Below are 12520 nucleotides of genomic sequence, written 5' to 3'. Positions count from 1 at the left end.
TGCAGCGGTCAGCCGCGGGCGGCCGCGATGCGCTCCCTCAGCCTGGCCAGCTGCTCGCGCACCGCCGCCGGTACCTTGTCCCCGAACTGCTCGAGGTAGGTCTCGGTGGCGTCGGACTCGGCCACCCACGCGTCCGGGTCCACGCGGAAGATCTCCTCGAGCACCTCCGGGGCGAGGTCGAGCCCGCCCAGCTCGAGGTCCTCGACCCGCGGCATGCGCCCGGTGATCCCGTCCACGGCGTCGACCTCGCCACTCACGCGGCGGATGATCCAGTCGAGCACGCGGGAGTTGTCGCCGAAGCCGGGCCACATGAAGCGCCCGTCGGCGTCCTTGCGGAACCAGTTGACCGTGTAGATGCGGGGCGCGTGCTCGCCGAGCTTCTCCCCCATCGCCAGCCAGTGGCCCCAGTAGTCGGCCATGTCGTACCCGCAGAACGGGAGCATGGCGAACGGGTCGCGGCGCAGCGCCCCCACGGTGCCCTCGGCGGCGGCCGTCTGCTCGGAGGCCACCGTCGCGCCCATGAACACGCCGTGCTCCCAGTCGTAGGCCTCGGACACGAGCGGCACGTTGGACGCGCGCCGGCCGCCGAAGAGGATCGCGTCGATCGGCACGCCGCGCGGATCCTCCCAGTCGTCCGCGATCGTCGGGGCCTGCGCGGCGGGGGCGGTGAAGCGGCTGTTCGGGTGGGCGGCCGGCGTGGGCGAGTCCGGCGTCCAGTCGTTGCCCTGCCAGTCGACGAGGTGCGCCGGCTTCTCCTTCGTCAGGCCCTCCCACCACACGTCGCCGTCGTCGGTCAGGGCCACGTTCGTGAAGAGGATGTTCTCGCCCAGGGTGTCGATCGCGACGGGGTTGGTCGAGCGCCCCGTCCCCGGTGCCACGCCGAAGAAGCCGGCCTCGGGGTTGATCGCGTACAGCCGCCCGTCCGCGCCCTGGCGCATCCACGCGATGTCGTCCCCGACGGTCTCGACCCGCCACCCCGGGATCGTGGGCTGGAGCATCGCGAGGTTCGTCTTGCCGGTGGCCGAGGGGAACGCGCCGGTCACGTGGTACGCCTTCCCGGTCCGCTCGTCGGTGAGCTTGAGGATGAGCATGTGCTCGGCCATCCACCCCTCGTCGCGGGCGATGACCGACGCGATGCGCAGGGCGTAGCACTTCTTGCCGAGCAGGGCGTTGCCGCCGTAGCCGGAGCCGTAGGACCAGATCTCGCGGGTCTCGGGGAAGTGGGTGATGTACTTGTCCTCCGAGCACGGCCAGGGGACGTCCGCACGCTCGTTCCCCGCGGCGTCGACCAGCGGGTAGCCCACCGAGTGCACCGCCGGCACCCAGTACTCGCCGCCCTTGATGAGCTCGAGCGCCGGCGCCCCCATCCGCGTCATGATCCGCATGTTCGCCACGACGTAGGGCGAGTCCGTGATCTCGACGCCGAGCTTGGAGATGTCGCCGCCGAGCGGGCCCATGCTGAACGGGACCACGTACATCGTGCGGCCGGCCATCGCGCCGTCGAACACCCCGCGCAGGGTCTCGCGCATGGCGGCGGGCTCGGCCCAGTTGTTCGTCGGCCCGGCGTCGGACTCCTTCTCCGAGCAGATGAACGTGCGCGACTCGACCCGCGCCACGTCCGAGGGCTCCGACCGCGCGAGGAAGCTGTTCGGGCGCAGCTCCTCGTTCAGCCTGATGAGCGTGCCGGTCTCGACCATCTCGCCGGTCAGCCGGTCCCACTCCTCCTGCGAGCCGTCGGCCCACAGCACGCGCGCCGGCCTGGTCAGGGCCGCGATCCCGGCGACCCACTCGAGCAGGTCCTCCGGGACGCCTCCGGGCGCCGTTTCTCGGGCCAGCTCGATCGCCGGGGTCTGGGTGGTCATCGCTGATCGTCCTCCTCGCTACCGGGGGTCCGCTCCCCCGTGGCCTCGTCGCCCGTGCCGCTCGACCGGTGCCGCGCCACCGGACCCGATCTCGCGGCCGTCCACTCCCGGTACCGCTCCCCCGGCGCCGCTCTGCACCGGGTCCTGCCGACGGAGACATCCGTGGGTGATCTACCCACGTCCGACCCGCCCGTGGACCGCTACCGTGACGCCATGAGACGTCACCCCCAGCCTAGTGGCCTGCGCCGCCGCATCACGGCCCTTCTGTCCCTCCCTGTCCTCCTCCTCGTGCTCACCGGGTGCTTCCGCGCCGAGACGACCTACGAGATCGGGACCGACGGCAACACGACGATCCACGCGCAGGGCGTGGCGACCATGCCGGGCATCACCCGGGAGGACGTCGACTGCTCCACGCTCGCGGAGGGCGGTGACTCCCCCGTCGAGGGCGGCAACATCACGGCGGAGGACTACGAGGAGAACGGGATGCCGGGCTGCACGATCGAGGGGTCCGGGCCCACGAACGAGATGATCAACGAGGACGACGGCAGCTACGTCGTCACCCAGGAGGGCGACACCCTCACGTTCGACCTGCACGGCGACCCGACGCTCAACCCCGACGAGATGGCGGCCCTCGGCGGCGCCCCCGAGCTCACCACGACCGTCGTCTTCCCGGGCGGGGTCATCGACGGCGGCGGCGGCGAGGTCAACGGCAACGAGGTGACCTTCGAGGGCATCGAGTGGATGCGCGACGGCATCACCGCCACCGGCTCCGCCTCCCCGGGCCTCCTCGACAGCCTGCCGGGCTGGGCGCTGTGGGTCGGCATCGGCGTCGTCGTGGCGATCCTCGCCCTCATCATCGTGCTCGTCGTGCGCAGCGGCTCGAAGAAGAAGCGCGCGGCCGCGCAGCAGTCCGGCGGCTACGGCGGCGGTCCGGGTGGCTACGGCGGTGGCGGCTACGGCGGTCAGCCGCAGTGGGACCAGGGCCAGCAGTGGGGCGGCGCCCAGCAGGGCCAGCCGCAGCAGTGGGGCGCCGGCGGCCAGCAGGGCTGGGGCGCCGACCAGGGCCAGCAGTGGGGCGCCGGTGGCCAGCAGGGCTGGGGCGCGCAGAGCCCTGGCCAGGGTCAGCAGGGCTGGGGCCCGGGCGGTCAGCAGCCCCCGCCGCAGCAGCAGGGCTGGTCATAAGGCCCCGCCCGACGCCGGAGCTCACCCCGGGCGGCCCACCTCGCCCGGGCGCAGCACCTCTCACGTAGCAGCGACGGCCGCCTCCTTCGGGAGGCGGCCGTCGTCGCGTGCGGGTGGGGTCGGCGGGGAGGGGCGTGGCGGGCAGGGCGGTCGCGCGCCGGGCGGTGCCCCGTCGTCGTGCGGGGTTGTGTCCTCAGTCGATGAGGTCGTGGCGGACGATCGTCGCCTCGCGGTCCGGGCCCACGCCGATCGCGGAGATCCGTGTCCCGGACATCTCCTCGAGCGCGAGCACGTAGTCGCGCGCGTTCTGCGGCAGGTCGTCGAACTCGCGGACGTGGCTGATGTCCTCCCACCAGCCGGGCAGCTCCTCGTAGATCGGCCGCGCGTGGTGGAACGCGGACTGGTCGGCGGGCATCTCGTCGAGCCGTTCGCCGTCGACCTCGTACGCGACGCACACGGGGACCTTCTCCAGGCCGGTGAGCACGTCGAGCTTGGTGAGGACGAGGTCGGTGAGCCCGTTGACGCGGGAGGCGTAGCGGGCGATGACGGCGTCGTACCAGCCCGTGCGGCGCGGGCGGCCGGTGGTCACGCCGAACTCGCCGCCGGTCTTGCGCAGGTGCTCGCCCATGTCGTCGTGCAGCTCGGTGGGGAACGGGCCCTCGCCCACGCGGGTCGTGTAGGCCTTGATGACGCCGACCACGCGATCGATGCGCGTGGGGCCGATGCCCGAGCCGGTGCTCGCGCCGCCCGCCGTCGCCGAGGAGGACGTGACGAACGGGTAGGTGCCGTGGTCCACGTCGAGCATCGCGGCCTGACCGGCCTCGAACAGGACGATCTTCCCGGCGTCGAGAGCCTGGTTGAGCTCGAGCGAGACGTCGCCGACCATCGGGCGCAGCCGCTCGGCGTGGGTGAGCAGCTCGTCGACCACCACGTCGACCTCCGCCGCCCGCCGGTTGTAGATCTTGACGAGGACCTGGTTCTTGAAGTCGAGCGCGGCCTCGACCTTCTGGCGCAGGATCGACTCGTCGAACAGGTCCTGGACGCGCAGGCCGACGCGGCTCATCTTGTCCGCGTAGGTGGGGCCGATGCCGCGGCCGGTGGTGCCGATCTGGCGCTTGCCGAGGAAGCGCTCCGTCACCTTGTCGAGCGTGCGGTTGTAGCTGGGGATGAGGTGGGCGTTCGCGGAGACCCGGAGCTTGCTCACGTCGACGCCGCGGGCCTCGAGGGCGTCGAGCTCCTCGAACAGCACGTCGACGTCGACGACCACGCCGTTGCCGATCACCGGGATCACTCCCGGGCTGAGGATGCCGGACGGGAGCAGGTGGAGGGCGTACTTCTCGTCGCCGACGACGACCGTGTGGCCCGCGTTGTTGCCGCCGTTGAACTTGACGACGTAGTCGACCCGGCTGCCGAGCTGGTCGGTGGCCTTGCCCTTGCCCTCGTCGCCCCACTGGGCCCCGACGACCACGACTGCCGGCATGTGCTGCTCCCTCTGCTCGCTGGCGCCGGGTGCCCCGACGACCGCTCGAGCGTACCCGCGGGGCGACGGGGTCGGGCTGCCCCTCGGAGCGCGGGCTCGTCGAGAGTCACGGTCCGGCGTCGGCGTCGGCGTCGGCGTCGGCGTCGGCGTCGGCGTCGAGGATGTCGAGGAAGAGCTCGAAGGCCTCGTCGACCCCGCTCCGGTCGCCGGTGACGAGAAGGTCGAACAGCAGGCCCCGGACGACCGCCGTGCCGAGGCGGGCCCGGGTGCGGGCGCGGGCCGCGTCCACCCCGAGGTGGACCTGCTCCTCGGCGACCACCTCGATCCACGGCTCGACGAGATGCGCCGCGAGGTCGGCCGCGTACGGTCGCCGCTGCATCGCGTGCGCGGACATCTCGAAGAACAGCGGCCCGTACCGCATCGCCGGCCCGACGACCCGCGCCCAGAACTGCGTGGCCACCTCACGGGTCGAGGCCGTCGGCAAGGTGCCGTCGGCGGGGCCCGCACCGCCGATGCCACCCTCCGCGACCACGGTGAACGCGTCGCGCTGCATCTGCTCGACCGCGGCCGCGACCTCGACGAGGAGTCCTTCCCTCGAGCCGAAGTGGTAGATGAGCATCCGATGACTCGTCCCGACCGCCGCGGCGATGCCACGCAGGCTCTGGTTGTCCACGCGGCCGTCCGCGAGGTGCTCGATGACGGCTCGGAGCAGCTCGTCCCGTCCGGAGGGTGGTGCCGTCGTCGCCATGTACCGTATGGTACACGCGGGATGTACCGGACGGTACAGATCGGTCGAGGACGGAGGCCCTGAGCCATGGAGACCGAGACACGAACCGCGACGTCGATCGAGGCCACGAGCGCCGCCGTGTGGGAGGTCCTCGCCATCCCGGAGGAGTGGCCCCGGTGGACGTCGTCGATGCGTACCGTCGAGCTCCTCGACGGAACGTTCAAGGCGGGGTCACGCCTGCGGATCAGGCAGCCCGGGCTCCCGCCGGCAGTCTGGACCGTGACCGACCATCGGCCGCCCGCCGCGTTCACCATGGTCTCGCGGGCACCGGCGGTCGTGACGACGGCCGAGCACGTCGTTCATCGGGTCACCCGCGACCGCACCCGCCTCGCCCTCCGGTTGTCACACTCCGGCCCGCTGGCGCGGGCCGCGCACGTCCTGCTCGGCGGCCGGACGCGACGGCTCGTCGAGCTCGAGGCGGCGGGAATGCGGCGCGCCGCCGAGCACCGGGAGGCACGCGCACTGGACGCGGACGACCGCACCCGGCCCACGCAAGGATCGTGACAGCAGCCGACCACCCGTGCGCGGACGCCCGCTGATACGTTCGCGGCATGCGGCGCCACGAGGGTTCGATCCGGTTCCTCGCCGCAGTGGTGGTCGCGTTCGTCGTCAATCTCGTCCTCGACGTCACCCTCGACCCGCCCAGGCTGGTCCGCTGGATCGTCGTGCTGGCGGTGGTCCTGATCCTGACCGCCGTCTTCGAGGTGCTGCGCCGGCGGCGCGCGGCCGCGCGGCGCTCCGAGGAGCCTGCGAGCGACCGGGCGTAGGGGACCTGGAGGCCGTTCGAGCACACCCGCGGGATGGCCCGTGGATCCAACTACTTCCGCGAGGCGGCGACCTCATCGGCGACTCGGCGCGCGATGGCCTCGACCTGGTCCACCGTCAGCACGGGCGTCGTATCCTCCTGGACCGACCGCGTGAGGAGGCGTCGCACCAGCGCGGAAGTCGGGATCTGCTCCACGGCGGCACGCCGACGAAGTTCCACATCCAGACCACGGGTGATTCGAATGTTGAGCGCGACGTCGAGTGCTGCCCCACTCTCGGCGACCTCGATCTCCGCAGCCTCGGCTTCTTCTTCCGCATACTCGTCGCGAATCGCCTGCCGGCGCGCACGTGCCTGCTCGTCAGCGGTCATCATGCCCTCCCTCGTATGAACGAAGATCAGCTCCGTTGGTCTTCCACGCGGTGATTCCTGCCCCGTCGACGGGGTCGACGATCACCGTGACCACGAAGCCGGCACTTCGCGAGTAACCGATGATCCGCACGGCACCCATTCGGCTTGCGGGGTCTGGGTCGCGCACGACCGCAGACGGATCGCCGGCGGCCTCCAACGTCCATCGAGGTTCGATCCCAAGCGCACCCGGATAGCGGTCACCGCGAGCACGGATGTATCGGGCCTGCTCCTCTGGCCACCACAGCCCGCGATACACAGAGGAAGCGTATCGCAATGTGTGACAATGCGGGAGGTTGGGCGGTCGCGCCCCACGTCATGTGGCCCCCGACCGGTGCATACCGGTCGGGGGCCACAGCGTCGAGCGCCCTCAGCCTCAGGTCAGGAGATCTTCTTGCCCGCCGAGCCGAGCCACTCGCAGGCCTCGACGATGCGCGCGGCCATGCCGGCCTCGGCCGCCTTGCCCCACGCGCGCGGGTCGTACTGCTTCTTGTTGCCGACCTCGCCGTCGATCTTCAGCATGCCGTCGTAGTTGCGGAACATGTGCTCGACGACGGGGCGCGAGAACGCGTACTGCGTGTCGGTGTCGATGTTCATCTTGATGACGCCGTTGCGCACCGCGGTGGCGACCTCCTCCGAGGTGGAGCCGGAGCCGCCGTGGAACACGAGGTCGAACGGGTTCTCCTTGCCGACCTCGGCGCCGACGGCCTTCTGGATGTCACCGAGGAGCTCCGGGCGCAGCTTGACGGCGCCGGGCTTGTACACGCCGTGCACGTTGCCGAAGGTCAGGGCCGTGAGGTAGCGGCCCTTCTCGCCGGTGCCGAGGGCGCGGGCCGTGGCCAGGCCGTCCTCCGCGGTCGTGTACAGCTTCTCGTTGATCTCGGCCTCATGGCCGTCCTCCTCGCCGCCGACGACGCCGATCTCGATCTCCAGCAGCGTGCGGGCCGCGACGGACTTCTCGAGGAGCTCCTCGGCGATCCGCAGGTTCGTCTCGAGGTCGACCGTCGAGCCGTCCCACATGTGCGACTGGAACGCGGGCAGGCGGCCGGCGTCGACCTCGGCCTTGGCGATCTCGAGCAGCGGGCGGACCCAGGAGTCGAGGTTGGACTCGGCGCAGTGGTCGGTGTGCAGGGCGACGGTCACCGGGTAGCCCTTGGCGACCTCCTTCGCGTACGCGGCCAGCGCGAGGGAGCCGGCGATGCGGTCCTTGACCGTGGAGCCGGACGCGTACTCGGCGCCACCGACGGAGACCTGGATGATGCCGTCGGACTCGGCCTCGGCGAACCCGCGCAGCGCAGCCGTCAGGGTCTGCGAGGACGTGACGTTGATGGCCGGGTAGGCGAACTTGCCCGCCTTGGCCCGGTCGATCATGTCGACGTACACCTCGGGGGTGGCGATGGGCATCGTGGACCTCCTGGAGCTGGGACGTGGTGCTGTCCTCCCGATCATCCCACCGATCGGGGTGCCGCGTCCGGGCCTTCCGGTCCTCGACGACGGGACGAACAGCATCGGGCCCCTCGTCGTCGGTCGGCGGGGCGTCAGGTCACCGGGGCGTCGACGGCGGCGCCGCGTGCTGGGACATCCACGCGTGCATGGCGATCGCCCCGGCGGCGGCCACGTTGAGGGACCGGGTCGAGCCGTGCTGGCTGATCTCGAGCAGCAGGTCGCAGCCGTCCACCAGCTCGTCGGGCAGGCCCGCGGACTCCTCGCCGAGCACGAGCACCGCCTCCCGCGGCAGCGCCCGCCCCTCGAGCGGGACCGCGCCGGGCAGGTTGTCGAGGCCGAGCACCGCAAGCCCCCGGTCGCGCGCCCAGGTCAACAGAGCGGCGACGTCGGGGCGGTGCTCGACGGTGAGGTAGCGGTCGGTGACCATCGCGCCGCGGCGGTTCCACCGGCGCCGCCCGACGATCTGCACCGACGCCAGGTTGAACGCGTTCGCCGTGCGCACGAGCGAGCCGATGTTGAGGTCGCGGCCGGTGTTGAGCAGCGCGAGGTGCAGCGGTTGCGCGCGGGCGGCGAGGTCGGCGCGGATCGCCTCGACGCTCCAGTACCGGTAGTGGTCGGCCACGTTGCGCCGGTCCACCGCCGCGAGCAGCTCCGGGTCCAGGCGCGGGTCGTCCGGCGGCTCGCCCTCCCACGGCCCGACGCCGACAATCCGCTCGTCGTCGTCGCCGGTGTCGTCAGTCAAGTCCGACGTCGGCGAGCTCGAGCGCGTTGAGGTACCGGTGGCCCTGCGCCTCGACGGCCTCGCGCGCGCCGGTCGCCCGGTCGAGGACCACGAGGACGGCCGCGATCTCGGCGCCCGCCTCCTGGACCGCGTGCGCGGCGGTCAGCGCGGACCCGCCCGTGGTGGACGTGTCCTCGACGACGACGACCCGCCGCCCCGTGATGTCCGGCCCCTCGATCCGCCGCTGCATGCCGTGCGCCTTGGCCTCCTTGCGCACGACGAACGCGTCGAGCGCCTGCCCCCGCGACGCCGCCGCGTGCATGATCGCGAGCGCCACCGGGTCGGCGCCGAGGGTGAGGCCGCCGACGGCGTCGATCTCGCCGACCCCGAGCCCCTCCTCCTCGAGCAGGTCGAGCAGGACGTGCCCGAGCAGCGGCCCCGCCTCGTGGTGGAGCGTCACGCGGCGCATGTCGACGTAGTAGTCGGACTCCTTGCCCGAGGACAGCACGACGCGCCCGCGCACGACACCGAGGTCGGCGACGTAGGAGGCAAGGCGGGCGCGCTGGGGGTCGTTCGCGGCGGGGGCGGGCGTCGAGGTCACGCGCCGAGGGTATCCGGCCCGCGCCCGACGCCGATGCTCACCCCGCGGCGGCACGCGCGCCGGACGTCAGGGGCGGGTCGAGTGCCCGCCCCCGACGCCGGGACTCAGCCCGCGGTCGCCGCTTCCCCCACGCGCGACGCGTCGTCGACGCCGAGCGCCTCGGCCTCGGCGTCCGTGAACAGGCGCGAGCGGATGAGGAACCGCACGCCGTCGGGCGCCTCGAGGGAGAAGCCCGCCCCGCGGCCGGCCACGACGTCGATCGTCAGGTGCGTGTGCCGCCACACCTCGAACTGGTTGCGGCTCATCCACACGGGCACGGTGAACGCATCGCCCGACCCGCCGCCGGCCCCCTCCTCCGCGGGCACGGTGAGGTCGCCGAGGTGGACGTCGGCGTCGCCGGTGAGGAAGTCGCCCTGCGCGAAGCACATGGGCGACGACCCGTCGCAGCAGCCGCCGGACTGGTGGAACATCAGCTCGCCGTGCGTGGCGCGCAGCCGCCGCAGCAGCGCCGCCGCGTCGTCGGTGAGCGCGACCCGCTCCGTCGTCGTCATGTCAGGTCCTTCCCGGGGTGCCCGGCCCGCCCGGGCCGGGCACCCGCCGTCGGGCGGCTCAGAAGAAGCCGAGCCGCTTCGGTGCGTAGCTGACCAGGAGGTTCTTGGTCTGCTGGTAGTGGCTGAGCATCATCTGGTGGTTCTCGCGCCCGATGCCCGAGCCCTTGTAGCCGCCGAACGCCGCACCCGCGGGGTACTGGTGGTAGGTGTTCGTCCACACGCGGCCCGCCTGGATCGCGCGACCGGCGCGGTAGCAGGTCGTCGCCTCGCGGGACCAGACGCCGGCGCCGAGGCCGTAGAGCGTGTCGTTGGCGATCGAGATCGCGTCGTCGAAGCCGTCGAACCTGGCCACGGACACGACCGGGCCGAAGATCTCCTCCTGGAAGATCCGCATCGAGTTCTGGCCCTCGAAGATCGTCGGTGCCACGTAGTAGCCGCCGCCGAGCTCGCCGTCGTGCTCGAGCCGCTCGCCGCCGAGGAGGACCTTGGCGCCCTCCTGCTTGCCGATGTCGATGTAGGACAGGATCTTCTCGAGCTGGTCGTTGCTGGCCTGGGCGCCGACCATCGTCTCGGTGTCGAGCGGGTTGCCGGCCTTGACGGCGCGGGTGCGCTCGATGGCGTCGGCCATGAACGAGTCGTAGATGTCCCCCGAGACGAGCGCGCGCGACGGGCACGTGCAGACCTCGCCCTGGTTGAGGGCGAACATCGTGAAGCCCTCGAGCGCCTTGTCGTAGAAGTCGTCCTTCGCCTGGGCGATGTCGGAGAAGAAGATGTTCGGGCTCTTGCCGCCGAGCTCGAGGGTGACCGGGATGATGTTCTGGCTGGCGTACTGCATGATCAGCCGGCCGGTCGTGGTCTCGCCGGTGAAGGCGATCTTGCGGATGCGGGGGTTCGAGGCGAGCGGCTTGCCGGCCTCGGCGCCGAACCCGTTGACGACGTTGAGGACGCCCGGGGGCAGCAGGTCGGCGATCTTCTCGACCAGGTAGAGGATCGACGTCGGCGTCTGCTCGGCCGGCTTGAGCACGATCGCGTTGCCGGCAGCGAGCGCCGGGGCGAGCTTCCACACCGCCATGAGGATGGGGAAGTTCCAGGGGATGATCTGCCCGACGACGCCGAGCGGCTCGTTGAAGTGGTACGCGATCGTGTCGCCGTCGATCTCGGTGATGCTGCCCTCCTGGGCGCGGATCGCCCCGGCGAAGTAGCGGAAGTGGTCGATCGCGAGCGGGATGTCGGCGACGAGGGTCTCGCGGACGGGCTTGCCGTTCTCCCAGGTCTCCGCGACGGCGATCTCCTCGAGGTTCTCCTCGATGCGGTCGGCGATCTTGTTGAGGATGATCGCGCGCTCCGTGGCCGACGTCTTGCCCCAGGCGGGGGCGGCGGCGTGCGCGGCGTCGAGGGCGGCCTCGATGTCGTCCGCGTCGCCGCGGGCGACCTCCGTGAAGGTCTTGCCCGTCAGCGGGCTCGGGTTCTCGAAGTAGCGCCCGTTGACCGGGGCGCGGTACTCGCCGTTGATCCAGTGGTCGTACCGCGTGCGGTAGTTGACGATGCTCGACTCGGTGCCCGGGTTGGCGTAGACGGTCATTCGGGTCACGACTCCTTCGGCGTCAGTGCCACGTCGGTGTGGCGGGTCCCTCGAGCATAGGGAGGTCGGGCGGCCGGTGGCAGGTCGGGTCGGCAGGTCGCGCAGATGTGCGAGGTGGGTGTGGGCGGGTGTCGGGGTTGTCCGGGTTGTCGGAGTTGTGATGGGGGGTGAGCGCTGCGGCGCGGGGTGATGCGCGTCGGTGGGTGAGGGGTGCTGCGCGGGGTGATGCGCGTCGGTGGGCGCGGCTAGCGTGGTGCCATGCGCATCGCCACCTGGAACGTCAACTCCATCCGGACACGCATCGACCGCGTCGTCGCGTTCCTCGAGCGGTGGGACGTCGACGTCCTGGCCATGCAGGAGCTCAAGTGCAAGCCCGAGCAGTTCCCGATGGCGGCGTTCGAGGAGGCCGGCTACGAGGTCGCGCTGCACGGGCTCAACCAGTGGAACGGCGTGGCGATCGCGTCGCGGGTGGGGCTCAACGACGTGGCCGTGGGGTTCCCCGGCATGCCCGAGTTCGGCGACCCGCCCGTGGCCGAGGCCCGCGCGATCGGCGCGCTGTGCGGCGGGGTGAAGGTGTGGAGCCTCTACGTGCCGAACGGTCGGGAGATCGACCACCCGCACTACGCGTACAAGCTCGAGTGGCTGGGCACGCTCAAGGACGTCGCCCGGGGTTGGCTCGAGGACGACGGCGACAGGCGCATCGCCCTCATGGGTGACTGGAACGTGGCGCCGCTCGACGAGGACGTGTGGAGCATGGAGTTCTTCGAGGGGAAGACCCACGTGACGGCACCCGAGCGGGCGGCGTTCGGGGCGTTCGAGGACGCCGGCTACGCCGAGGTCACGCGCCCGCACACGCCCGGCGTCTACACGTACTGGGACTACCAGCAGCTGAGGTTCCCCAAGGGCGAGGGCATGCGCATCGACTTCGTCTACGCCTCCCCCGAGCTGTCGACGATGGTCACCGACGCGCACGTCGACCGCGAGGAGCGCAAGGGCAAGGGGGCATCCGACCACGCACCGGTGATCGTCGACGTCGACCTGTCGTTGTGAGGCCGTAGGGGCGGCTGCTCCGGCGCCGTCGGCACGGCCGCTGCCTATGGTGGGGCCGAACCTGTCGCCTGCATGAACGGAGTCCCG

General features: G+C 71.6%; 14 protein-coding genes. 4 read left to right on the top strand and 10 right to left on the bottom strand.

The window, feature by feature from the left end:
• Positions 1-8 precede the first annotated feature (8 nt).
• Entirely contained in the window at positions 9-1862 is a 1854-nt protein-coding gene (locus tag ACPYO6_RS14025; RefSeq protein ID WP_425715382.1) for a phosphoenolpyruvate carboxykinase (GTP), read from the bottom strand.
• Positions 1863-2075: 213 nt separating this feature from the next.
• On the opposite strand from ACPYO6_RS14025, the gene ACPYO6_RS14020 reads away from it, so the two are divergent.
• A complete protein-coding gene (locus ACPYO6_RS14020; protein ID WP_425715381.1) occupies positions 2076-3044 on the top strand; it encodes a hypothetical protein in 969 nt (322 codons plus the stop codon).
• A 193-nt stretch (positions 3045-3237) separates the two neighbouring features.
• Here the strand turns inward: ACPYO6_RS14020 and ACPYO6_RS14015 are convergent, their stop codons facing one another.
• Both ACPYO6_RS14015 and ACPYO6_RS14010 read right to left on the bottom strand, forming a co-directional pair.
• Positions 3238-4524 (bottom strand): adenylosuccinate synthase, encoded by a 1287-nt coding sequence (locus tag ACPYO6_RS14015; protein ID WP_425715379.1) that lies wholly within the window; start codon positions 4522-4524, stop codon positions 3238-3240.
• Between the two features lie 106 nt (positions 4525-4630).
• Positions 4631-5272: a TetR/AcrR family transcriptional regulator gene (locus tag ACPYO6_RS14010; RefSeq protein ID WP_425715378.1), complete on the bottom strand. Its 642-nt coding sequence runs from the start codon at positions 5270-5272 to the stop codon at positions 4631-4633.
• Positions 5273-5338: 66 nt separating this feature from the next.
• Between ACPYO6_RS14010 and ACPYO6_RS14005 the strand changes: the two genes are divergently transcribed.
• The gene (locus ACPYO6_RS14005) at positions 5339-5815 is read left to right on the top strand and encodes an SRPBCC family protein (protein ID WP_425715377.1); all 477 of its coding nucleotides are present in this window, start codon (positions 5339-5341) and stop codon (positions 5813-5815) included.
• 47 nt (positions 5816-5862) lie between these two features.
• Positions 5863-6078: a hypothetical protein gene (locus ACPYO6_RS14000; protein ID WP_425715376.1), complete on the top strand. Its 216-nt coding sequence runs from the start codon at positions 5863-5865 to the stop codon at positions 6076-6078.
• Between the two features lie 50 nt (positions 6079-6128).
• Here the strand turns inward: ACPYO6_RS14000 and ACPYO6_RS13995 are convergent, their stop codons facing one another.
• The 7 genes from ACPYO6_RS13995 to exaC all read right to left on the bottom strand — a co-directional run bounded on the left by ACPYO6_RS13995 (position 6129) and on the right by exaC (position 11383).
• Complete coding sequence (locus tag ACPYO6_RS13995; protein ID WP_425715375.1) at positions 6129-6446, bottom strand: hypothetical protein; 318 nt, start codon at positions 6444-6446, stop codon at positions 6129-6131.
• Complete coding sequence (locus ACPYO6_RS13990; RefSeq protein ID WP_425715374.1) at positions 6436-6741, bottom strand: hypothetical protein; 306 nt, start codon at positions 6739-6741, stop codon at positions 6436-6438. The genes ACPYO6_RS13995 and ACPYO6_RS13990 overlap by 11 nt, the downstream gene beginning before the upstream one ends.
• 122 nt (positions 6742-6863) lie before the next feature.
• Positions 6864-7886: a class II fructose-bisphosphate aldolase gene (gene fbaA / locus ACPYO6_RS13985; RefSeq protein ID WP_425715373.1), complete on the bottom strand. Its 1023-nt coding sequence runs from the start codon at positions 7884-7886 to the stop codon at positions 6864-6866.
• Between the two features lie 139 nt (positions 7887-8025).
• Entirely contained in the window at positions 8026-8670 is a 645-nt protein-coding gene (locus ACPYO6_RS13980; protein ID WP_425715371.1) for a TrmH family RNA methyltransferase, read from the bottom strand.
• On the bottom strand, positions 8663-9250 hold the full coding sequence (gene pyrE, locus ACPYO6_RS13975) for an orotate phosphoribosyltransferase (RefSeq protein WP_425715370.1): 588 nt from the start codon (positions 9248-9250) through the stop codon (positions 8663-8665). Before pyrE ends, ACPYO6_RS13980 begins: the two co-directional genes overlap by 8 nt.
• Before the next feature lie 104 nt (positions 9251-9354).
• Entirely contained in the window at positions 9355-9801 is a 447-nt protein-coding gene (locus ACPYO6_RS13970; protein ID WP_425715369.1) for a DUF779 domain-containing protein, read from the bottom strand.
• A gap of 58 nt (positions 9802-9859) precedes the next feature.
• Positions 9860-11383: an acetaldehyde dehydrogenase ExaC gene (exaC, locus tag ACPYO6_RS13965; RefSeq protein ID WP_425715415.1), complete on the bottom strand. Its 1524-nt coding sequence runs from the start codon at positions 11381-11383 to the stop codon at positions 9860-9862.
• A gap of 258 nt (positions 11384-11641) precedes the next feature.
• Here exaC and ACPYO6_RS13960 point away from each other — a divergent pair, with 258 nt between their 5' ends.
• Positions 11642-12433 carry an exodeoxyribonuclease III gene (locus tag ACPYO6_RS13960; protein ID WP_425715368.1) on the top strand — a complete coding sequence of 264 codons (792 nt, stop codon included), beginning with the start codon at positions 11642-11644 and terminating at the stop codon, positions 12431-12433.
• Positions 12434-12520: the final 87 nt, after the last annotated feature.

The sequence above is a fragment of the Georgenia sp. Z1344 genome, from assembly GCF_049856295.1.
Taxonomy (GTDB): Bacteria; Actinomycetota; Actinomycetes; order Actinomycetales; family Actinomycetaceae; genus JB111.
Note: the sequence above shows the minus strand (reverse complement) of the source record. Positions and strands in the feature narration are given on the sequence as shown.

Excerpts from the sequence above, each read along its gene's own strand:
- ACPYO6_RS14025 (WP_425715382.1), bottom strand. The coding sequence starts at position 1,862 with ATGACCACCCAGACCCCGGCGATCGAGCTGGCCCGAGAAACGGCGCCC.
- ACPYO6_RS14020 (WP_425715381.1), top strand. The coding sequence starts at position 2,076 with ATGAGACGTCACCCCCAGCCTAGTGGCCTGCGCCGCCGCATCACGGCC.
- ACPYO6_RS14015 (WP_425715379.1), bottom strand. The coding sequence starts at position 4,524 with ATGCCGGCAGTCGTGGTCGTCGGGGCCCAGTGGGGCGACGAGGGCAAG.
- ACPYO6_RS14010 (WP_425715378.1), bottom strand. The coding sequence starts at position 5,272 with ATGGCGACGACGGCACCACCCTCCGGACGGGACGAGCTGCTCCGAGCC.
- ACPYO6_RS14005 (WP_425715377.1), top strand. The coding sequence starts at position 5,339 with ATGGAGACCGAGACACGAACCGCGACGTCGATCGAGGCCACGAGCGCC.
- ACPYO6_RS14000 (WP_425715376.1), top strand. The coding sequence starts at position 5,863 with ATGCGGCGCCACGAGGGTTCGATCCGGTTCCTCGCCGCAGTGGTGGTC.
- ACPYO6_RS13995 (WP_425715375.1), bottom strand. The coding sequence starts at position 6,446 with ATGACCGCTGACGAGCAGGCACGTGCGCGCCGGCAGGCGATTCGCGAC.
- fbaA (WP_425715373.1), bottom strand. The coding sequence starts at position 7,886 with ATGCCCATCGCCACCCCCGAGGTGTACGTCGACATGATCGACCGGGCC.
- ACPYO6_RS13970 (WP_425715369.1), bottom strand. The coding sequence starts at position 9,801 with ATGACGACGACGGAGCGGGTCGCGCTCACCGACGACGCGGCGGCGCTG.
- exaC (WP_425715415.1), bottom strand. The coding sequence starts at position 11,383 with ATGACCGTCTACGCCAACCCGGGCACCGAGTCGAGCATCGTCAACTAC.
- ACPYO6_RS13960 (WP_425715368.1), top strand. The coding sequence starts at position 11,642 with ATGCGCATCGCCACCTGGAACGTCAACTCCATCCGGACACGCATCGAC.